The sequence below is a fragment of the Nitrospirota bacterium genome (assembly GCA_035873375.1).
In the GTDB taxonomy this organism is placed as follows: Bacteria; Nitrospirota; Thermodesulfovibrionia; order Thermodesulfovibrionales; family JdFR-85; genus BMS3Bbin07.
Map to the genome: position 1 here is coordinate 1 of JAYWMQ010000036.1, position 21,679 is coordinate 21,679.

Below are 21,679 nucleotides of genomic sequence, written 5' to 3' on the forward strand. Positions count from 1 at the left end.
CGTATATGCCCCTTCCAGTATTCCTCTTTCTCTCCCTCTCTTGACCCTTTCTTTGCCACGACTCGCCTCCTTATTTTTGATTGGCTTATCATGGCATCTCTTACCTCTTCCTGGGAAGATGGGCTTTATTTGACGCTTACACTATTTCGATGAGATCAGGTTTCGATTTTTATTTATTTTACTTCATAAGAGATTAAATCTGTGAAATGTGCAGACCCGCCCCCTCAGTCATAACCAGGCTCATAAGTCAACGTAGTCAGTAGGATGTTCCATAAAGTCTTTCCCTGAATTTAAATATCTGCTTTACAAATATGCCGTATAATATTATAATAACAATACGTATATTAATTGTAGCTGGAGATGATTATGAAAACTAAACTAACATTACGCCTCGATGAAGAATTAATTAAAAAAGCAAAAGAATATTCTGCTAATAGTGGAAAACCAATATCAAAAATAGTTGCTGACTTATTTGCAGTAATAGAAAATGAAAAAATTAAAAAAGAATATAAAATAACACCGGCTGTGAAGTCCTTAAAAGGGATATTACGAAGAAAGAAAATAGATGAAACTGATTATAAAAAACACTTAGAAGAGAAATACTTATGAAAGTCCTTTTCGATACGAATGTTATTCTTGATGTCTTGACAGACAGGGAACCGTTTGCGGAGGCAGCAACATATTTGATGACCAGGGTAGAACAATCAGAAATAATAGGCTACTTAGGGGCGACTACGATAACAACAATATATTATCTTTTACAAAAAAGTCTTGGAAACAAAAAAGCTGCGGAAAAAATTGGGATATTGCTCTCTATTTTTGAGATAATTCCCGTAAACAGGATAATTTTAGAAGGTGCTTTAAAATCAGATTTTTTGGATTTTGAAGATTCAGTGTTGCATGAAGGAGGATGTCATGTAGGAGTAGAGTATGTAATTACAAGGGATACAAAAGGTTTTAGGGGAGCAAATGTACCAGTATTTAATCCTGTAGAATTTATAAACATGTTAGAAACTGTTGATAAGTGACGGAACTTCCGGGACATCCTATTGACTACGTTGACTTGTCACGGACACAATGCAACACGAGACTGGAATATTGAGGTACAATCCCGGCAAACCGGGATCACCTGAGAAAACTGTTATGATGACGTCTTTAAATGGCGAAATGAGGCATTAAGGCAAAGGCCCTGGAGTCTGGGAGGGAATAGCCGAAGAAGTTATAGAGCCCTCCAGATTATTTTACAATTCCCACAGGCATGGTCAACATTATCAAAAAAACACAAGACGGTGTATAAAGTAGTTTACAGCCTTCCGGCTTTTATTATTGCCCATATGAACCGTAATCCGAGAATGCCCGCAAGTGAATAACCGACTATTCCTAATGCCGAAAAACCCCATATGCTCGGTCCTATGTGATGCTGGGCGATAGAAGACGAACCTATAACAATAGACGCTACTACAATAGCAAAAGCCAGACGGTTGCTTGACCTGTCTATATGATTCACCAGGTCTTCGAGCTTCTCATGTTTAAGTCTCAATTCTCCCTTGCTCTCCCTGGCGTTGTGGAGTATGACTTCAAATGCCTTCGGAGCCTCCCTGAATACCCTTTGCAGGTCCAGCAGGAACTTCATCCCTTCCTTTGCAAGCTTTGAGGGGGACAGTTTTTTATTATAGTGACTGCATACGGCTGCATACTTTCCACAAGGTTAAAATCAGGGTTCAATTCCCTGACTATAGGTTCGACCGTCATAAACGCCTTCCCGAGCAAGAGAAGGTCCGAGGGAACACTGATGCCGTGGGCCCTTCCTATTTTTATGGACTTCTCCATGATGGAAGCAAGAGAAAACTCTTTTAAAGGGATGTTATAATATTCTTCAATGAAATCCCCCATATTTTTCTTAAATGCCTGGCGGTTAAATTCTTCTCCGACAATTCCTATTCTCAGATATACATCCGCAACACCATCAATGTCCCTGTCAAGAAAGGCAAGGAACCAGTCTGCCAGATTTTCTCTCATCTCAGGACTCAGATGCCCCATCATGCCAAAGTCATGGAAACACAGCTTTCCGTCTTCGAAGACAAAAATATTGCCGGGATGGGGGTCGGCATGGAAAAACCCGTCTTTAAAGACCTGTTTCAGGTAAGAATCCAGGAGTCTTCCTGCGACTTCCTTCTTAAATGAGGAATCTTCATCGTCTAATTGACTAATTTTTTTACCATGACTCATTTCCATGGTAAGCACCCTCTTGCTTGAAAGCGCTCTTACTACTGCGGGAATGAAGACATCTTTACTATCGGAAAAATTCTCCCTGAACCTCTCCATATGTCTCATCTCTGTTTCAAAATTAAGCTCTTTAAGAATGGTTTTTGTGAGCTCCGCTACCTGGCCGGGAGGATCATAGAGTCTGCTTTCAGGGATATATTTAACCAGGAGTTTTGCAATATATCTTAACAGGTCAAGGTCCAGCCTGATCTGCTCCTCAATCCCCGGTCTCTGAAGCTTTACAACCACATCTTTACCGTCAGACAACCCGGCCATGTGAACCTGGGCAATTGAGGCTGCTGCCAATGGTTCCTCTTCAAAAAAAGTAAACAGTTCTTCCACGGGCTTGCCCAGTTCTTTCTGAATCTGACCCTTCACTGTCTCTATGGGGATGGGTGCAACCTTGTCCTGGAGCTTTTCCAATTCGCTGATAAACTCCTCAGGCAGGATATCTCTCCTCAGGCTAAGTACCTGTCCTAATTTCATAAATGTGGTACCGAGCTCCTCTATCATCTCCCTGAAACGCACGGAAGGAGACTTCTCAGGCCTTAAAACCTTCCATCTCCTGAGAATACGTTCCATCAACGGGAGCCTTGACCCCAGGTGAAGCCTGTTAACAACAGAGTCAAAGCCGTACCTTGCCATTGCCCCGATGATTACCCTGAGTCGCCTTATCTCTTTTTTTCTTAATCCAAACATCTTTCTCTTTGCTCACCTGCCATATTCATGCAACATTAAGGTTTATACAAGATGGGCAGGGCATTTACACTACAACTTTGAGACATCCTACCATGCAAAACTATTGCCGGGTAAGAAAATAACGTCGATAAACCTGAATGATTATAGCATACTATAATAGTCAGGATTTGACATATCAGGAGCCCCGCACGCGTCCAATAGCACGAAGCAGAGAAGCTTAATAAAGATGAGATACTAAATTGCAGTAAGGCTTTTCCCCTCAGTTCTCCCGGATACGAGGAACATTCCCGCATTAGAACAGAGCTGGCAAGGATAAAAAAGTATCCAAAAGGAATTAACAGAGTGGTAAAGACCTGGAAAATCTTTAATTATTGAAAAAAACAGTTAAACGGATGCCTGCAAACAGGAACTTTGAGGTCATGAGGAGTTTCTTTTCCTTTAGAACTTAGGTGACTTTTTTTGCTGCACACTTCCTTGCAGATTTTTATGAGACAATTCGCAAGCTTGACTTTTCAGTCCGAAAATAATACCATAAAAAGACTGGAGGTGGAGTTATGAACATAACAAAAGACATTAAATCTGTTACTTATTTAAAGTCGAAAGCAGCTGATATTCTTAAACAGATTAACGAAACTCACCGTCCCATAATTATTACGCAAAACGGTGAACCCAAGGCTGTTCTTCAAGACCCTCAAAGTTATGAAAACATGAGAAACGCCATAGGTATCCTTAAACTTATTTCGCAAGGAGAAGAGGATATTAAAGAAGGAAAAGTCAAAAGCCAGGACAAGGTCTTTGAAAAAATAGAAAAGATGTTGCGCTAAATGAAGCGAAAGTGTGAAGTTGTATGGTCAGAAACTGCCGAAAATGATTTAATTGATATTATTGAATACATTTCCCGGGACAGCCAGTTCAACGCATCAAAAATATTCAGGAAAATCAAAAATAAAGCAAACGGTCTTAACCTGTCGCCCCAACGGGGCCGAATAGTCCCAGAGTTACAAGAGCAAGGGATTACTCAGTATCGCGAGTTGATCATATCTCATTGGAGGCTGATGTACAGGGTAGCTGAAAAAAACATCTATATAGTTTCACTTCTCGATGCCCGTCAAAACGTCGAAGATATACTTCTGAAAAGATTAACAAAATAAGGGAAAAAACAGTACAGCTCGCCGCAACTTGATCCGGGAGCCGACTTTCAATATATAAATAAAAAGGATGGGGTCAGACCGACCCCATCCTTTTTATTTACAGGCAGCAAAGATCCGGCTGTATTTTATTTCTCCGCCTTGATAATCCTTCCGTTTAATTTCTGTACAGGCCGTATGTCCTTTTTGAAGAGAGAAGTAAACGTTGAGACCTGCGATCCTGCTACCTCAACAGGGGTTTTCAATATATACCAGCTTACGGTTTCACTGCAGGGAGGTGTGGTGAGGGAGCCGGGATAAGTATAGTAGGATTTGTCGGCAGGCAGGAGGTCTTTTACGTTGATCTTTACACTGCTTACCGTCTTCTCATGACCTTCCTCAGAGGGCAGATTGCTCCAGAGTGTCCGGATAAAATCGTTTTGTCCGTCTTTTTTCATAAAGACGGCAACTACTGCAAGCTGACCGTCATTGCTCTTATGAACCAGGTGGGCAACCATGTCGTAGTGCTTTCCGTTAACAGTGTGCTCGCTTGGACTGTGGAAATGAAACTGCAGCAGCTCATACTTCTTGCCGTCTACTGTTATTGAACTGCCCTTGGCATAATTAACCTGAATGGTGTGACCATTATTGATGATCTTCAGGGGGGATGCCTTGTAATCAAATGAAATGTCCTTCAGGTCGGCCTTGACCGCTCCGGTTATATCTACCGGGGATTGTCTCTTTCCTTCCTTGCATGCCGCAAATTCCGGACTCAGGTCTCCCCAGTGCTCAGGGCCGGTTTGTCCCTCGTAAGTCCAGTGGACGGGGCCTGTTACGTGACCTGCAAATGAGTCCGTAGCCGTGGTGAATAAGAAGAGGGAGATTGCTGCAGCCAGTACAGTGAAAAAGCGTTTACTTAAATTCATACAAACCTCCTAATTATTTATTGATTGTAATTATATATTAAATTGTAGCTGCAATTGTCAAGCATTTTCTCGTTTGTGTTTTTGGATGAAGGGCGACAAAAATGTAGAAAGGCACATAAATGTGATATCAGGGAAACGAGTTGTTTATTGATTTTTGTTGTGATATCAAGGTGTTATGAGAACTGGCATTGCATTTGCTTTATTAAGGTAGAAGTTATAAAAAATAAACAGTTCCAAAAGCCATGCAGGCTGCTGGGGAAAGAGTGAGGTAAATTTGATGACAGTTTTAAAGACATGCAATGACCGGGATATCATGAAAGAACACCCGTGTTTCTCAAAAGAGGCACATCACAGGTTTGGCAGGATTCACCTCCCTGTGGCCCCTGCATGCAATATACAGTGCAGATATTGTATAAGGAAATACGATTGTGCAAATGAATCAAGGCCGGGGGTTTCAAGCCGGGTTTTTAATGCCCCGGAGGCGCTGGAAAGGGTGAGGTTGCTGATAGAGAGGGGAGAGCGCATAAGTGTTATCGGGATAGCAGGGCCAGGAGACCCGCTGGCAAATGATGTCACATTTGAGGTTTTGACAGCAATTAACAGGGAGTATCCGGATCTGATCCTCTGCGTATCCACCAATGGTCTTGCCCTCTCTGACAGGCTTGAAGACCTTGTAAGTGCCGGGGTGAGGAGCCTGACAGTAACAATCAATGCCGTAATACCCGAGACCGCAGAGAAGGTATATTCACGGGTATCATACAAGGGAAAGCATTATACAGGCAGGGCAGCGGCAGATATTCTTCTGTGCAATCAATGGAGGGGGCTCAGAGAGGCCATTGAGGCAGGGCTTATTGTGAAGGTCAACACCGTTCTGATCCCTGGTGTTAATGATAAGGAGATTCCCTTTATATCATGGCTTGCCGGCAGAACAGGGGCTGAGCTTCTGAATATAATCCCCCTTATTCCGCAGGCTGAATTTGAAGGCCTTCAGCGGCCCTCACGTGAGGTGATAAACAGGCTGCGTGATGAGTGCAGGCAGCATATACCCCAGATGACACACTGCAGGCAATGCAGGGCAGATGCCTTCGGCACCATCGGTGAAGATAAGGACATGGAGCTTGAGGTGATAAATGCAATGATTGGCGAGGACTACTGTGAGATGGTTTCGTAGTCTTGAATTCAGGCGGGGTTTTTCTTTTTCCATACTGCTGGTTTTTTTATCATTCCTTGTCATCGGAGGTCGTAATGCAGAGGCAGCGGGGTCCCTGACCATATCTGCTGCCATGAGTCTGAAAAATGCTTTTGTAGATATAGGCCGGGTGTTTGAGTCGAAACACAGGGGGGTGAAGGTCTATTTTAATTTTGCAGGCTCCGGTACCCTGAGCAGGCAGATAGAGTCCGGTGCCCCTGTTGATGTATTTGCCTCTGCCTCAGTGCGGTATATGGATGAAGTGGAGGGAAAGGGTTTTATAATAAAGTCCTCAAGGCGCAATTTTGCGGGTAACAGCATTGTCCTGATTGTGCACGCAAGCTCCAGGGTTCAGATCAGCTCCCTCCGCGGTCTTTTGAATGAGGGGATAAGGAGAATCGCCATAGGCAATCCGCGGACAGTCCCTGCAGGGGAATACTCTGAAGAGGTATTAAAGCACCTTGAACTCCGGAGTAAGCTCAGGGATAAACTGATCTTTGCCGGAAATGTAAGACAGGTGCTGGACTATGTGGCCCGCGGAGAGGTGGATGCAGGTATGGTGTATGCCTCCGATGCCGGGGCAAGGCCTGATGAAGTGAAAATTGCCGCCGAAGTGCCGGCTGAGAGCCACAGGCCTGTGCTCTATACTGCAGCAGTAGTCAGGGGCACGGGAAATAAAGCACTGGCAGGGAAATTTATCGAGATGGTCACTTCAGGGAAAGGCCAAAAAATACTGAGTGATTACGGATTCATACCGTTGGGAAAGGAGGGCTCTTGAGCGCCATAAATGATGCAACCCTGTTCTCATTGAGACTTTCACTTCAGGTGGCCACTGTGGCCACTGTGCTGGTGATGCTTGTGGGGATATCCGTTGCCTATATACTTGCGAGAAAGGATTTCAGGGGCAGGGTATTGCTGGACATCCTTATCACCCTCCCACTGGTATTGCCGCCCACGGTTACGGGTTATTATCTCGTCATCCTCTTCGGAAGAAACGGCTTAATCGGGAGGTTTTTTTATGACCTGACGGGGTGGAGCATCATGTTTACATGGTATGCTGCGGTACTTGCCTCCTTTGTAGTGGCCCTGCCCCTGATGATAAAGACCGCACGGGCAGCAATAGAGTCTGTTGATAAAAACCTTATAAACGCCTCATACTCCCTGGGCCATTCGGAGCTTGAGACAGTTTTTAAGGTCATCCTGCCGCTCTCCCGGAAGGGCATAATTGCCGGGGTTGTCCTCTCTTTTGCAAGGGCGCTTGGTGAGTTTGGCGCCACGTTGATGATAGCAGGCAATATTCCCGGCAGGACGGATACCATGCCCCTTGCCATATATACACTGGCAAACAGCGGCGAATGGTCAACGGCAAACTTTATGGTGCTCTTCCTTACGCTGATCTCCGGGTTCTTCCTTTATATAACAACCAGGGTTGGCATGAGGGCTGTCTGATGGGGTTATCGGTCAATCTGTTAAAGAAGGTGAGGGGGTTTACCCTTGATGTGCAGTGGGAGGTTGAAGACGGCATGGCCGTGCTTTTTGGTTTTTCAGGTGCGGGAAAATCCATGACCCTGCAACTGATTGCAGGTCTTATGAAGCCTGACTCCGGGTCAATACACCTGAACGGCAATGCACTCTTTGACAGTGCCGTGAAGATAGACCTTCCCCCCCAGAGGCGGCCTTTTGGCTATGTATTCCAGGACCTTGCACTCTTCCCTCACATGACGGTGAAGGATAACATCCTTTACGGTGCAAGGGGGCTTTGCAGGGATGAGAAGAAGGTAAGGGTTAAAGAAATGGTCGGGCTTTTCCGTCTTGAGGGACTCGAAAGGAGTTTTCCGTCCGAGATATCGGGCGGCCAGAAGCAGAGAGTCGCCCTTGCAAGGGCCCTTATGGGAAAACCGGGAGCCCTGCTCCTTGATGAACCATTTTCCGCCCTTGACAACCCAATACGTCTTGAGATGAGAAGGCTCCTGAAGGATATAAGAAGGGAGTTCAAAATCCCTGTTATACTTGTCACTCATGATATTATAGAGGCATATACCATGGCTGACAGGATAATCGTCTACTCCGGCGGCACTGTAAGGCAGGCGGGACCGCCCCGTGAGGTCTTTGGCAACCCGGCTTGCCCTGATGTGGAGATGCTCGTCAATATGGCCGGGACTGCAAGTCTTCCGCTCTGTGCAGATATGCATATGAACTGAAAGCCTTTATTCAGGTAGTATTAAGGCATGGAAAAATTACTGACTGATACAGAGATTGAGAGGTACCGCAGGCAGTTGATGCTTCAGGGGTTTACCCTGCAGCATCAGCAGAGACTGAAGGCATCGACTGCACTGATAGCAGGCATAGGCGGTCTTGGCGGTACTGCCGCCGTGTATCTTGCTGTTGCAGGTATCGGGAAGATGGTCTTTGCCCATTCAGGGAACCTGACACAGTCGAATATGAACAGGCAGATACTGATGAGGCATGAGTGGATAGGCAAGAGCCGGGTTGTAGAGGCAAAGCGGAGGATTGAAGAGATGAATCCGGACGTGGAGGTTGAAATATTTGACGAAAGGACGACCGGAGATAATGCCGGAAGGCTCCTTGACGGTGTGGATATAGCCCTTTCGGCCCGGCCGACATTTTATGAGCGGAGGGCCCTGAACGCAGCATGTGTTAAAAAGGATATTCCGATGATCGAGGCGGCCATGAACGGTATGGAGGGATATCTCTTCAATGTCATTGCAGGGAAGACCCCGTGCCTTAACTGCCTTTATCCGGATGATGACCCGGAGTGGGAAGAGCTCGGCTTCCCGGTGCTTGGGGCTGTATCAGGTATGCTTGGCTGCCTTATGAGCATTGAGGCGATAAAGCTGTTGACAGGTTATGGAAGGCCGTTGCTTTCCCGGATGCTCCTCTTTAATACATTTGATATGGATTTCAGGAAGCTCAAGGTCCAGAGGGACGAAGGGTGTAAGGTTTGCGGGACCGGAGGAAAAATCGCACGGTTATAGGGTATAATTTATCACTCTTCAGTAAGTGGGCTGGGGGAATAAATAATGCTTAATGAACCACAGGCAATCTGAATATCCGGAGGGGAAATGACAACACGGCAGATATCTTGTAAGGGGCTTATTAAAAGACTCACATCTGTATACCTATCCTTGTTTATCTTCCTCCTCTGCCTTCCGCTTGTTGCATCCGCTGAGGTCAGGGAGTATCGCCTTGACAACGGTCTCAAGGTCCTGATTGCAGAGGACCACAAGGCTCCTGTTGCCACCTTTCAGATATGGTACAGGGTTGGCTCAAGGAATGAACCTGCTGGAAAGACCGGGATAAGTCATCTGCTTGAGCATATGATGTTCAAGGGGACTCCTGAGTATGGATCAAAAGTCTTCTCCCGCCTTGTTCAGAAGAACGGGGGGATTGACAATGCCTATACCACAAAGGATTATACGGCGTATTTTCAGGTACTTGCCTCAGACCGTATTGACCTCTCCATCAGGCTTGAGTCAGACAGGATGGAGAACCTGATCCTTGCGCCTGATGATGTCACGGATGAACGGAGCGTGGTTATGGAGGAGCGGAGGATGCGGTATGAGGACGATCCGCAGAGTTCACTTTATGAAGAAGTGGTGGCAACGGCCATTAAGGTCCATCCGTATCATCACCCTGTAATAGGCTGGATGTCAGAGCTTGCCTCTATCGGGCGGCAGGACCTGCTCCAATATTACAGGAAGTTTTACTCCCCGAACAATGCAGTCATTATTGTTACCGGGGATGTGAATGCCGACGAGTTGATTGAAAAGATAAGGGAAAGGTTCGGCAGGATTCCGGAAGGCCCCCCAAGGGAGCCCGTTACGTCAAAGGAGCCGCCTCAGAAAGGCCAGAAGAGGGTCTACCTCAAAAAAGAGGCAAGGCTTCCATATATAGTAACTGCTTACCATGTGCCGGGTTTTCCCCAGGAGGACAGCGCTGCCCTTGACGTGCTAAGCTCCATACTATCCGGAAAGAGCGGGAGACTCTATAAAAACCTTGTCAGGGACAGGAAGGTTGCCCTTAATGCCTACGCCTCTTACGGTGGTCTGTATATGGATCCCTTCCTCTTCTTTTTTGACGGGACTGCACCTCCCGGAAAAGATATTGATGCCCTTGAGCAGGCATTTTATGAAGAGATTGATAAGTTAAAAAACACGCTGCCTTCGGAGAGGGAGGTTCAGAAGGCAAGGAACCAGGTTGAGGCATCGTTCATTATGGGGCAGGATTCCATATCCTTTCAGGCGCGGGTGCTCGGGATGTTTGAGATGCTGGGAGACTGGAAGTTGAAAGACCGTTACATTGAGGCGATACGGGAGGTAACGCCGGAGGATGTGCAGGGGGTTGCGAAGAAGTATTTTACTGAAGAGAACCGGACAGTGGGGATACTTATCCCGGAGGGTAACTGATGCTACGTTTGCTTAACTTATTATACGAAAGGGTACTGATATGAAGACAGATGGAAGCATATTTTCAGGATTAAAGGTTGTAATGCACAAGTTGCAGTCTTTAAATTCGTCAATCGTCAATCGTCAATCGTCAATCCTGTTGCCGGCGATTATTGCCGTCATACTCCTTCTTAACTGTGGCCAGGTGTGGGCTATTGAGGCAAGGAGGGAGGTACGGCCTAATGGCCTTGTGCTCCTGCATGCAGAGAAGAACAACCTGCCCATAGTAAAGGTGACCCTCCTCATCAAGGCATCTCCCTCTGACGAGCCTCCGGAAAAGGCAGGGCTTGCCAACCTTGTGGCTGAACTCCTGCCTGAGGGGACGAAGACAAGGACTTCAGAGCAGATAAGCGAGGAAATAGAGTTTATCGGCGGGGACCTTGGCGCCTCTGTTGACAGGGATTATACTGCGATTACTCTCTCTGTGCTCAAAAAGGATATCGAAGAGGGGTTTAAGCTCCTCTCGGATATACTCCTGAACCCGGTATTCCCTGAGGATGAGATCAGGAGAGAGAAGGACTTGATAAAGGGTTCACTGAAACAGAGTGAGGAAGACCCGGAATTTGTTGCCCAGAGGGAGTTTAGAAAAGCTGTTTACGGTCCCCACCCCTATGGAAGACTGATTGAGGGAAGCCCGGACACCATTGATGCCATCAGCAGGGAGGACCTGCTCTGGTTTTACCGTGCCTTTTACAGGCCGAATAATGCAATACTCTCCATTGTGGGAGACATATCCTATAAAGAGGTTGCCGGGTTGCTTCGGGGGTACCTTTCCGGGTGGCAGGCGGGTGGCATCCCACGGGTGGATCTTCCCCCAATCCCTGAACTGAAAGAAAAGGTTGTGGTTACCGTTGACCGCTCCCTTACACAGGCCAATATACTGCTTGGACATCTCGGTATAAAGAGGTCCAATCCTGACTATTATGCGGTTTCAGTTATGAACTACATCCTCGGCGGCGGCGGGTTTGCTTCAAGGCTCATGAACCGTATAAGGGACGATATGGGGCTGGCCTATGACGTGTACAGCACGTTTGACACTGATAAGGACAGGGGTGTTTTCGAGGTTGGGGTTCAGACAAAAAACGAGGCGGCAAAGACTGTAATAGATGTAATAATCGAGGAGATAAAGAGGATTCAGAAAGAGCCTGTCTCGGATGAGGAACTGAGTGATGCAAAGGCATACCTTACAGGGAGTTTTCCGAGAAGGCTTGATACAATGGGAAAGATAGCAAGCTTCCTCACCCTTACCGAGTTCTATCAGCTCGGAATCGATTATGACAAGCTGTACCCCGAGTATATAAAACTGGTTACAAAGGAAGACGTCCAGAGGGTCGCCGCAAAATACCTTGATCCTGAAAAATATGTCCTTGTAGTCGTTGCAGACCTGAAGAAGGCGGGATTTTAGCAGCGGGCAAAAAAGAAACCCCTTTCGGGGTTTTTTTAAAGAGAAATTTATGGTAGGCACGGACGGTTTCGAACCGTCGACCTCTACCGTGTCAAGGTAGCGCTCTCCCCCTGAGCTACGCGCCTGTTTTAAGGTCAGGTGTTAATAAATATAACATTTGAACTCGTGATTTTGTCAAGACCGCCGGCCTTTCCGTATCAAACCAGAGCTTGTCCGGGTTTGCCCTGCTATGCTATCCTACATCCTTACATTCATTAGATACAGGAGTTTCTTTTATGGATATACGGCAATACATAAACAGTGCGATTCAGAAGCTGGGAGCAGAGGTGCCCTTTGTTGAGCTTGAGGTGCCGAGGGTTGCCCTGCACGGAGACCTCTCCACCCCTGTGGCCATGGTTCTTGCGAAGAGGCTCAAAAAAGCGCCACGGGTGATAGCTGAAGAACTCGCCTCAATCCTGAGTGCAGAGGCCCCTTTTGAGAGAGTGGAGGTTGCAGGCCCGGGATTTATAAACTTCACCTTTAAGAGGCAGTTTTTGTATGCGGAACTCCAGGCCCTGCTGAATAACCCTTCCCGGTATCTGCGAAAAGATTTGGGAGGGGGACAGAGGGTACAGGTTGAGTTTGTGAGTGCAAACCCAACAGGCCCGCTCCACCTCGGTCATGGGCGGGGAGCTGCCGTGGGAGCAGCGCTGGCCAATCTGCTGGAGAGGGCCGGGTATGAGGTAGAGCGGGAATTCTATATAAATGATGCAGGAAGACAGGTGAGACTGCTTGGTGAGAGCATTTTTGCGAGGTATAAGGAGATACTTGGAGTTACATATCCTTTTCCGGAAGAGGGATACCGGGGGGATTATATAAAAGACCTTGCCGCAGACCTGCTCAGAGAGGTCGGGGAGCGGTTTAAGGATTCGGACTTCGATGATGCAGACGGGTTTTTCATCAGGTTCGGTGTTGACCGGATGCTCAGGGAGATGGAGGCGGACCTCCGGGGCTTTGGTGTGGTGTTTGACCGTTGGCAGAGCGAGAAGGCGCTTTATGATGAAGGGCTTGTCAAAAAGTGCCTTGAAGAGCTCAGGGAAAAGGGAAAGCTGTACGAGGAAGGAGGGGCGCTCTGGTTCAGGGCTACGGAGTTCGGGGATGACAAGGACAGGGTCGTTATTAAGAGCGATGGCTCTCATACATACTTTGCCTCTGATATAGCCTATCACTGGTACAAGATACAGCGCGGATTTGATGAACTCATAAATATATGGGGGGCTGACCACCATGGGTATGTCCCGAGGATAAAGGCGGTCATAAGGGCTCTCGGTTATCCCGAGGATAGACTGGGAGTGCTGCTTGTTCAGATAGTTACGCTCCTGAGGGGCGGAAGGCCTGTGCAGATGTCAAAGAGGAGCGGAGAGTTTGTCACGCTCAGGGAAGTAACGGAAGAGGTGGGAGCAGATACAACAAAGTTTATCTTTCTTACCCGCAGTCACGACAGTCACCTGGAATTCGATATTGAGGTGGCTAAAAAGGAGTCCTCTGAAAACCCTGTCTACTATGTCCAGTATGCCTATGCCAGGATTAACAGCATATTCGGAAAGGCAGGGGAGGAGGGCATTGAAACAGGCATTGCAGCGGATCTTGATTATCTGAAAGAGGAGACCGAGACCGGCCTTATCAAAAAAATCCTCTTCTACCCCCTTATGTTTGAGGGCGCTGTCAGGACAAGGGAACCACACAGGGTTACATTCTACCTGCAGGAACTTGCCGGGTTGTTTCATCCCTACTACAATACACACCGTGTCCTGGGGGTGGAGCCGGCGGCCCTGACCCTTGCAAGGCTGTCACTCTGTGATGCCGTAAAGACCGTTCTGAAAGAGGGATTGTCAACCCTGGGTGTGGCAGTGCCTGAGAGGATGTAAGTTCTCAATAATTCCTGTTTTTTCGAACACTAAGGTTGAACCCATTCAACCAGCGGTGAAGTCTCTCTTCACCTGATTATCCGAAAAAGGGCCATACAACTAAGGAGTTTGACTATTAAAAATTTTAATAGCCCCTTTCCGGTAATTGATTGAACACTTCATTAAATGTTAGCGTATTAGACTTCGTGTCCTTAAAGGAGGTCTGTATTGCAGGATATCCGTGAAAAGATACTTAAGGCATACCATGAAAACGAGGGTAATGTCATATCCCTTCTTCAGGACATTGAGGAGTCCTTTGGTTATCTGCCGCAGGATGCAATCGACTGGTTTTCAGAGCAGCTCGATATTCCGCCTTCGAGGTTCTATGGCATTGCCACTTTTTATGCCCAGTTCCACCTCAAGCCGAGGGGGGAGAATATAATTACGGCCTGTTGTGGCACGGCATGTCATGTAAAAGGCTCTGAGAGGCTTATTAACAGCCTGATGAGGGAGCTCCATATACCGTCAGGGGAAGACACATCTGAAGACAAAAAATTTACTGTTGAGAAGGTCAACTGTGTTGGTGCATGCAGCATAGCACCGGTTGTTATCATCAACAAGGAAGTCCACGGAAAGATGACCGCTGACAGGCTCATGAAGGAGATCAGGAAGATCAAGTGAAAGATATGGAAGAGTGTAATATAGTCATAAAGGTCTGTATGGGCACAGGCGGAATTGCCGCAGGTGGAACCGGCGTGGTCTCTGCCTTCAGGGAAGAGATTCAGGCTGTCGGTGTTAATGCGTCTGTAGAGAGGAACTGCTCTGTTCACAATGTCGGCTGCCGCGGTTTCTGTGCCAGGGACGTGCTTGTGGACGTGATTATAGACGGAGAGAAGACTACATATGAGTATATAAAATCCGATATGGTCCCAAGGATTGTGCAGGAGCATATCCTCCAGGGCCAGGCGATAGGGGACTGGGAGGTGAAGGAGGATTACCACACCTTCCATGAAAAGCAGGTGAAGGTAGTGCTTTCGGACTGCGGTGAGGTTGACCCCGAGGATATTGAGTCATATGTGGAGAGGGACGGATACAAGGCCCTAAAAAAGGTTTTGGCGACAATGACCCCTGAGGAGACTATTGACCTGATAAAGGCCTCCGGACTGAGGGGGAGGGGCGGAGCCGGATTCCCGGCAGGCCTGAAGTGGGAGTTTGCAAGAAAGGCCCCAGGTGAGCCGAAGTACCTGATATGTAATGCTGACGAAGGAGATCCGGGGGCGTTTATGGACCGCTCCGTTATAGAGGGAAACCCCCATTCGGTGATAGAGGGTATGATTATAGGCGCCTATGCAATCGGAGCCCTGAAGGGTTATGTCTACATCAGGGCAGAGTATCCCCTTGCGGTAGAGAGGCTGAAGATTGCCCTTGACCAGGCACGGCAGAGGGGCCTGCTCGGCAACAGGATACTGGAGAAGGATTTTGATTTTGATATAAAGATAAAGCTCGGGGCCGGGGCCTTTGTATGTGGTGAAGAGACGGCCCTTATAGCCTCCATAGAGGGTAACAGGGGGATGCCGAAAGCCAAGCCGCCTTTTCCGGCCCAGAAGGGGCTGTGGGGCAAACCAACGGTTATTAATAATGTGGAGACCCTTGCAAATATTGCCTATATAATACGTAACGGTGCCGACTGGTTTGCGCAGTTCGGCACTGAAAAGAGTAAAGGGACAAAGGTCTTTGCCCTTACGGGGAAGGTCAAGAACAGCGGACTTATAGAGGTCCCCCTGGGGATTTCGCTCAGGGAGATTGTCTATGATATAGGCGGAGGCATTGAGGGAGACAGAAAGCTCAAGGCTGTTCAGACGGGCGGGCCGTCAGGCGGGTGTATAACTGCCGGTATGATAGATATAGCCGTTGACTATGAGTCTCTTGCAAAGGCAGGCTCTATCGTCGGCTCCGGCGGCATGGTAGTGATGGATGAGACGGACTGCATGGTTAACATTGCAAAATACTTTCTTGAATTCACCCAGGCGGAGTCCTGTGGGAAGTGTGTGCCCTGCCGGATAGGGACAAAGAGGCTTTTGGAGATACTGGAGCGGATTACCGAGGGCAGGGGAAGACCGGGGGATATGGATCTCCTTGAAAAACTGAGCAATGACGTCAAGTCTGCCTCGCTCTGCGGTCTGGGACAGACGGCGCCTAATCCCGTGCTGAGCACACTCAGGTATTTCCGTGATGAGTATGAGGCACACATCCATGAGAAGCGCTGTCCTGCCGGGGTATGCAAGAACCTCCTTACGTATTCCATACTTGAGGAGTTCTGCAAGGGCTGCACCATGTGTGCAAGGGTATGTCCTGCAGGCGCTATTGTGGGAGAGAAGAAAAAGCCCCACAAGATTATCCAGGAGATATGCGTAAAGTGCGGGGCCTGCTTTGAGACCTGCAAGTTCAAGGCGATAAAGAAGGGATAGAGCGGAGGAAATATGATGGTCACGGTAACAATAGATGGCAGGAGCATCAAGGTAAGAGAGGGTTCTACCATTCTTCAGGCATCCAGAGAGCATGATATCTATATACCCACTCTCTGTGATGACCCAAGGCTTGAGCCATACGGAGGATGCCGGCTCTGTCTCGTCCAGATAAAGGGTATGCCAAGACCTGTGACTGCCTGCACCACCCCTGTTACAGAGGGGATGGATGTGGACACCACAAATGAAGAGATCGAGGGACTTCGGCGTACAATAGTTGAACTTCTCCTCAGCGACCACCCCACTGACTGCATGATCTGCGAGAAGGCAGGAGACTGCACGCTTCAGGAGCTTGCCTACTTCTACAACCTCAGGGAAAACCGCTTTGAGGGTGAGAGGAGACAGTATTCCGGCAGCGACGGCAATCCCTTTATCGAGAGGAATATGGAGAAGTGCATACTCTGCGGCAAGTGTGTGAGAGTCTGCAGCGAGGTCCAGGGTGTCGGCGCCATTGAGATAGCATACAGGGGGTTTTCTGCAAAGGTCTGCCCTCCGTTTGAGAAAGACCTTGATTGCGAATTCTGCGGCCAGTGCGTCAGCGTCTGCCCAACCGGTGCACTTATGGGAAAAATCTCTATGGGCAAGGGCAGGCAGAAGGATATTGAGAAGGTGGAGAGCATATGTCCTTACTGCGGCTGTGGTTGTAATATAACACTTCATGTGGCGAGGAACGAGGTGATAAGGGTATCATCACGTCCTGAATCACTGAATGAGGGGTGGCTGTGTGTAAAGGGAAGGTTCGGTTTCAGGTTTAACAGCAGCCCGGACAGACTGAAGTCTCCCCTGATAAAGAGGAATGGCCGGTTTGAGGAGGCCTCATGGGATGAGGCCCTTGATTATGTTGCGGAGAGGTTTGGAGAGATAAAGGAAAAGCACGGTGCCGATGCAATTGCAGGGCTCAGTTCCGCCAGATGCACGAATGAAGAGAACTACCTGTTTCAGAAATTCTTGAGGGCAGCGGTCGGTACAAACAATATTGACCACTGTGCCCGCTACTGACACAGTGCTACCGTGGTCGGTCTGGCCACAGTATTTGGCTCAGGGGCCATGACGAACTCTATTCCCGAGATAGAGAACAATGATCTCCTGTTTGTTATCGGCTCCAATACAAAAGAGAACCACCCCATTGTTGCCCTCAGGATGATGAAGGCCGCAAGGAAAGGGGCAAAGATTATTGTTGCTGACCCCAGGAAGGTGCCCCTCGTCAGGTTTGCACATATATGGATGCAGCATCGCCCTGGTACGGACGTTGCCCTGCTTAACAGCATGATGCACGTGATTGTTAAAGAGGGGCTGATGGACAAGGACTTTATCGTCTTCCGTACAGAGGGTTTTGATCAGGAGTTTTTAAAGGGTCTCGATGAATTTACTCCCGAGGTTGGCCAGAAGATAACAGGAGTTCCAAAAGAGAAGATAATCGAGTCTGCCAGGCTTTATGCCGGGGCCTCAAGTCCGGGCATATACTATACCATGGGTATTACCCAGCACAGCCATGGCACGGACAATGTCTTCTGTATAGCAAACCTCGGCCTTATGACAGGCAGTCTCGGCAAGGAGAGCTCGGGGGTAAACCCCCTCAGGGGACAGAACAATGTTCAGGGCTCCTCCGATATGGGTTGCAGTCCCAATATGTATCCCGGGTATCAAAAGCTTGCCATTTCAACAATAAAGGAAAAGTTTGAAACCCTTTGGGGCGCAAAACTCTCTGACAGGGAAGGGATGACTGCAACGGATATGCTTTCTGCTGCTGAGGCAAAAGAACTGAAGGCCATGTATATCATGGGAGAAAACCCTGTCTTGAGCGATCCGGATATGGCGCATACCGTTAAGGCCTTCGGAGCCCTGGACTTCCTTGTTGTCCAGGATATATTCATGACAGAGACTGCTGAACTTGCCGATGTGGTATTGCCGGCGGCATCATTTGCTGAAAAAGAGGGCACTTTTACGAATACCGAGAGGAAGGTTCAGCGTGTACGGAAGGCGGTTTCCCCTCCTGGCGAGGCGCGTGAGGACCTCTGGATTATAACGGAGCTGAGCAACCGCATGGGGTACGAGATGAAATACCCGCGGATTGAGGCCGTCTTTCAGGAGATGGGCATGGCATGGCCTGCCATGGGCGGCATGACCTATTCGAGGCTTAACAGGGGGGGGCTGCAGTGGCCGTGTCCTACTCAGGACCATCCCGGCACTCCCTACCTCTTCAAGGGCGGGTTTCCCCGTGGCAAGGGACGCTTTACCGTGGTGAAGTACAGGCCATCCATTGAAGAGACAGATGAGCAATATCCCTTTATCCTTACAACGGGGAGGGAGCTGTTCCACTATCATACAGGCTCCATGACAAGAAGGGTGGATGCCATAAACAAGGTTTCACCCGAACCATTTGTAGAGATAAACCCCGAGGATGCCGGGGATATGGCTGTTGAGGACGGAGCAATGCTCAGGGTTACTTCACGGCGCGGGTCAATAGAGCTTAAGGCCCGCCTGTCAAAGAGACCTGGCAGGGGTGTTGTCTTTATTCCGTTTCACTTTAAGGAGGCTGCTGCCAATGTTCTTACAAACAGCAAGGCCCTTGACCCGTTCTGTAAAATACCCGAGCTTAAGGTGAGTACCGTCAGGATAGAGAAGGTATAAGGGAAAAGCAGGTTGTGCTCTGATACAGCCTGCTGAGAGAGGAATGCCGGAATTTCATAATACAGGAGGGTAGCAATGATTGACATAGCGGACTTAAAGAAACAGATACTTCTGAAAGAGCTCAATGATGAGGAGCTCCTGATGATCAGGGATAAGATAACGGTTGAGAGCTATCCCAGGGGTACGCTTATCTTTAAGGAGGGGGAACCTACAAAGGGGATATACCTTGTAAAGAATGGAAAGGTCGAGATATCAAAGAGCACCCCTGACGGCTGGAAACAGACGCTGGCCATACTCAATGAGGGTCATTTCTTTGGTGAGCTATCTGTTATAGAGGACAAGAAGGTGCATGGTGCAAATGTTACGGCTGTTGAGAACACAGAACTCTTTCTCCTGAAGAGCGAGACCTTCAGGTCACTTGAAGACAGCCACCCGCAGGTAATGTACAAGATTGTGAAGGCCATAGCCAGGGTGGCGAGCAAGAACATACACTCAATGAACGAAAAGCTGATGAATCTGCTGATTAGTTATTAGGGATAATTAAGAATGGAGTAATGGAGCAATGGAATGTTGGAGTATGATTTATTGTCAATACACCATTAATCCATTGCCTCATTACTCCTTATTTCAACATAAAACTTGAAACAAAAAGGGAGGTAACTTTATGCCGATTGATCCAACAAAGCACGCGGACTGGGAGGTAGCAGAGGCCGCAGAAAAGAACATGAAGACAGTTTATGAGTTGGCCGAAGAGATGGGGCTTGACAAGAAAGAGCTTCTTCCCCACGGTCACTATGTTGCAAAGCTTGATTACAAGGCCATCCTGGACCGTCTCAAGGACCGTCCTGACGGAAAGTACATTGACGTAACCGCCATCACGCCAACACCGCTTGGCGAAGGAAAATCAACAACTACGATCGGGCTCCTTCAGGGGATGGGCAAGAGGGGCAAACACGTTATGGCTGCAATAAGACAGCCCTCCGGCGGGCCGACCATGAACATCAAGGGTTCGGCAGCAGGCGGCGGACTTTCGCAGTGTATCCCGCTGACACCCTTTTCCCTTGGTCTTACAGGAGATATAAACGCCATCATGAATGCCCATAACCTTGCCATGGTTGCAATGACTGCAAGGATGCAGCATGAGTTCAATTACAATGACGAACAACTTGCAAAGCGTAATCTGAAGAGGCTGGATATGAACCCCCGCAATGTCCAGATGGGATGGATTATGGACTTCTGTGCCCAGGCACTCAGAAAGATGGTTATCGGTATCGGCGGAAAGATGGACGGCTTCATGATGGAGTCGAAGTTTGATATTGCCGTCTCATCCGAGGTTATGGCCATACTGTCTGTAGCAACTGATCTCAAGGATTTCCGCGAGAGAATGGGCAAGATAGTTGTTGCCTATAACAAGCAGGGAAACCCTGTAACTACTGAAGACCTTGAGGTTGCCGGTGCAATGACTGCATGGATGGCCGGTGCGATAAACCCTAACCTTATGCAGTCCATAGAGGGACAGCCTGTCCTGGTTCATGCAGGACCTTTTGCCAATATTGCCATCGGACAGTCCTCGATTATAGCAGACAGGGTAGGCCTGAAACTCTCGGACTACCATATAACCGAGAGCGGGTTTGGTGCTGATATCGGTTATGAAAAATTCTGGAACCTCAAGTGCCGTTACTCGGGCATCAAGCCTGATGCCGTAGTGATAGTGGCGACAATCAGGGCCCTGAAGTGTCACGGTGGTGCACCGGTTCCTGTTCCGGGAAGACCTATTCCCGCGGAATACGGTGAAGAGAATGTTGAATGGGTGGAAAAGGGTTGCGAGAACCTCATACATCACATAAATACCGTCAGAAAGTCAGGGGCAACCCCGGTGGTCTGCATAAATGCCTTCTATACGGATACCAAGGCCGAGATTGAGACCGTCAGGAAGATGGTTGAGGCTGCCGGTGCAAGGGTTGCCGTCAGTGAGCATTGGCTGAAAGGCGGTGACGGTGCACTTGAGCTTGCCGATGCAGTGCTCGATGCCTGTGATGAGGAGAGTAACTTCAAGTTCCTCTATGATCTTGATGTAACCCAGAGGCACAGAATCGAGATGATTGCAGAGGATGTCTACGGAGCTGACGGTGTAGAGTTTTCATCTGAGGCGCTGCAGAAGCTGAAGGAGATAGAGGCAGATCCGGAGCTTGGAAAGTTCGGCACGTGTATGGTCAAGACCCACCTGAGCCTGAGTGATAACCCGGCCCTGAAAGGAGTACCTAAAGGATGGAAGCTCTTTGTGAGGGACGTCCTTATCTTCAGGGGAGCAGGATTTGTCGTTCCGGTGGCAGGTGATATAAAGCTGATGCCTGGTACGTCCTCGGATCCGGCCTACAGAAGGATTGATGTGGATGTCGAGACCGGAAAGGTGAAAGGCCTGTTTTGATTGTCCGGTTTTTCCCGGCACTTCTATAGAAAAAAACAAGAACAAATAGGGGGGGCACTCAAGTGCCCCCCCTATTTGTTTAATCCCTCCCTCTGTCCATAAAAACCTTGATTCCGTGATTAACCCCAATTC

General features: G+C 48.3%; 20 protein-coding genes and 1 tRNA gene. 17 read left to right on the plus strand and 4 right to left on the minus strand.

The window, feature by feature from the left end:
* Positions 1-366: 366 nt before the first annotated feature.
* Positions 367-609 (plus strand): DUF6364 family protein, encoded by a 243-nt coding sequence (locus VST71_07715; protein ID MEC4685602.1) that lies wholly within the window; start codon positions 367-369, stop codon positions 607-609.
* Positions 606-1,028 (plus strand): PIN domain-containing protein, encoded by a 423-nt coding sequence (locus tag VST71_07720; protein MEC4685603.1) that lies wholly within the window; start codon positions 606-608, stop codon positions 1,026-1,028. The genes VST71_07715 and VST71_07720 overlap by 4 nt, the downstream gene beginning before the upstream one ends.
* A gap of 275 nt (positions 1,029-1,303) precedes the next feature.
* Here the strand turns inward: VST71_07720 and VST71_07725 are convergent, their stop codons facing one another.
* Positions 1,304-1,633, minus strand: coding sequence for a hypothetical protein (locus tag VST71_07725; protein MEC4685604.1), 330 nt, complete (start codon positions 1,631-1,633; stop codon positions 1,304-1,306).
* Positions 1,630-2,964, minus strand: a complete 1,335-nt coding sequence (locus VST71_07730; GenBank protein ID MEC4685605.1) for an AarF/ABC1/UbiB kinase family protein — start codon at positions 2,962-2,964, stop codon at positions 1,630-1,632. The genes VST71_07725 and VST71_07730 overlap by 4 nt, the downstream gene beginning before the upstream one ends.
* 554 nt (positions 2,965-3,518) lie before the next feature.
* Here VST71_07730 and VST71_07735 point away from each other — a divergent pair.
* Both VST71_07735 and VST71_07740 read left to right on the plus strand, forming a co-directional pair.
* Positions 3,519-3,788 carry a type II toxin-antitoxin system Phd/YefM family antitoxin gene (locus tag VST71_07735; GenBank protein MEC4685606.1) on the plus strand — a complete coding sequence of 90 codons (270 nt, stop codon included), beginning with the start codon at positions 3,519-3,521 and terminating at the stop codon, positions 3,786-3,788.
* Entirely contained in the window at positions 3,789-4,115 is a 327-nt protein-coding gene (locus VST71_07740) for a type II toxin-antitoxin system RelE/ParE family toxin (protein ID MEC4685607.1), read from the plus strand.
* A 125-nt stretch (positions 4,116-4,240) separates the two neighbouring features.
* Here VST71_07740 and VST71_07745 read toward each other — a convergent pair whose 3' ends face one another.
* A complete protein-coding gene (locus VST71_07745) occupies positions 4,241-5,017 on the minus strand; it encodes a carbonic anhydrase family protein (protein MEC4685608.1) in 777 nt (258 codons plus the stop codon).
* A 277-nt stretch (positions 5,018-5,294) separates the two neighbouring features.
* On the opposite strand from VST71_07745, the gene VST71_07750 reads away from it, so the two are divergent.
* The 7 genes from VST71_07750 (at position 5,295) to VST71_07780 (ending at position 12,077) form a co-directional block, all read left to right on the plus strand.
* Positions 5,295-6,188, plus strand: coding sequence for a radical SAM protein (locus VST71_07750; GenBank protein ID MEC4685609.1), 894 nt, complete (start codon positions 5,295-5,297; stop codon positions 6,186-6,188).
* Complete coding sequence (gene modA, locus VST71_07755) at positions 6,157-6,984, plus strand: molybdate ABC transporter substrate-binding protein (protein ID MEC4685610.1); 828 nt, start codon at positions 6,157-6,159, stop codon at positions 6,982-6,984. The genes VST71_07750 and modA overlap by 32 nt, the downstream gene beginning before the upstream one ends.
* 5 nt (positions 6,985-6,989) lie before the next feature.
* On the plus strand, positions 6,990-7,655 hold the full coding sequence (gene modB, locus VST71_07760; GenBank protein ID MEC4685611.1) for a molybdate ABC transporter permease subunit: 666 nt from the start codon (positions 6,990-6,992) through the stop codon (positions 7,653-7,655).
* Positions 7,655-8,407: an ATP-binding cassette domain-containing protein gene (locus tag VST71_07765; GenBank protein MEC4685612.1), complete on the plus strand. Its 753-nt coding sequence runs from the start codon at positions 7,655-7,657 to the stop codon at positions 8,405-8,407. Before modB ends, VST71_07765 begins: the two co-directional genes overlap by 1 nt.
* A 27-nt stretch (positions 8,408-8,434) precedes the next feature.
* Complete coding sequence (locus tag VST71_07770) at positions 8,435-9,202, plus strand: HesA/MoeB/ThiF family protein (protein MEC4685613.1); 768 nt, start codon at positions 8,435-8,437, stop codon at positions 9,200-9,202.
* Between the two features lie 87 nt (positions 9,203-9,289).
* Entirely contained in the window at positions 9,290-10,633 is a 1,344-nt protein-coding gene (locus VST71_07775) for a pitrilysin family protein (GenBank protein ID MEC4685614.1), read from the plus strand.
* A gap of 40 nt (positions 10,634-10,673) precedes the next feature.
* Positions 10,674-12,077, plus strand: a complete 1,404-nt coding sequence (locus tag VST71_07780) for a pitrilysin family protein (protein MEC4685615.1) — start codon at positions 10,674-10,676, stop codon at positions 12,075-12,077.
* A 50-nt stretch (positions 12,078-12,127) separates the two neighbouring features.
* On the opposite strand, the gene VST71_07785 is transcribed toward VST71_07780, so the two are convergent.
* A tRNA-Val gene (locus tag VST71_07785) sits at positions 12,128-12,202 on the minus strand.
* 150 nt (positions 12,203-12,352) lie between these two features.
* Between VST71_07785 and argS the strand changes: the two genes are divergently transcribed.
* The 6 genes from argS to VST71_07815 all read left to right on the plus strand — a co-directional run bounded on the left by argS (position 12,353) and on the right by VST71_07815 (position 21,547).
* A complete protein-coding gene (gene argS / locus VST71_07790; protein ID MEC4685616.1) occupies positions 12,353-13,984 on the plus strand; it encodes an arginine--tRNA ligase in 1,632 nt (543 codons plus the stop codon).
* A 207-nt stretch (positions 13,985-14,191) separates the two neighbouring features.
* Positions 14,192-14,644: an NAD(P)H-dependent oxidoreductase subunit E gene (locus tag VST71_07795; GenBank protein MEC4685617.1), complete on the plus strand. Its 453-nt coding sequence runs from the start codon at positions 14,192-14,194 to the stop codon at positions 14,642-14,644.
* Positions 14,645-14,649: 5 nt separating this feature from the next.
* The gene (gene nuoF / locus VST71_07800; protein ID MEC4685618.1) at positions 14,650-16,431 is read left to right on the plus strand and encodes an NADH-quinone oxidoreductase subunit NuoF; all 1,782 of its coding nucleotides are present in this window, start codon (positions 14,650-14,652) and stop codon (positions 16,429-16,431) included.
* Between the two features lie 15 nt (positions 16,432-16,446).
* A complete protein-coding gene (gene fdhF / locus VST71_07805) occupies positions 16,447-19,119 on the plus strand; it encodes a formate dehydrogenase subunit alpha (GenBank protein ID MEC4685619.1) in 2,673 nt (890 codons plus the stop codon).
* Between the two features lie 75 nt (positions 19,120-19,194).
* Positions 19,195-19,653: a cyclic nucleotide-binding domain-containing protein gene (locus VST71_07810; GenBank protein ID MEC4685620.1), complete on the plus strand. Its 459-nt coding sequence runs from the start codon at positions 19,195-19,197 to the stop codon at positions 19,651-19,653.
* 130 nt (positions 19,654-19,783) lie between these two features.
* A complete protein-coding gene (locus VST71_07815) occupies positions 19,784-21,547 on the plus strand; it encodes a formate--tetrahydrofolate ligase (GenBank protein MEC4685621.1) in 1,764 nt (587 codons plus the stop codon).
* The last annotated feature ends 132 nt before the right edge of the window (positions 21,548-21,679 follow it).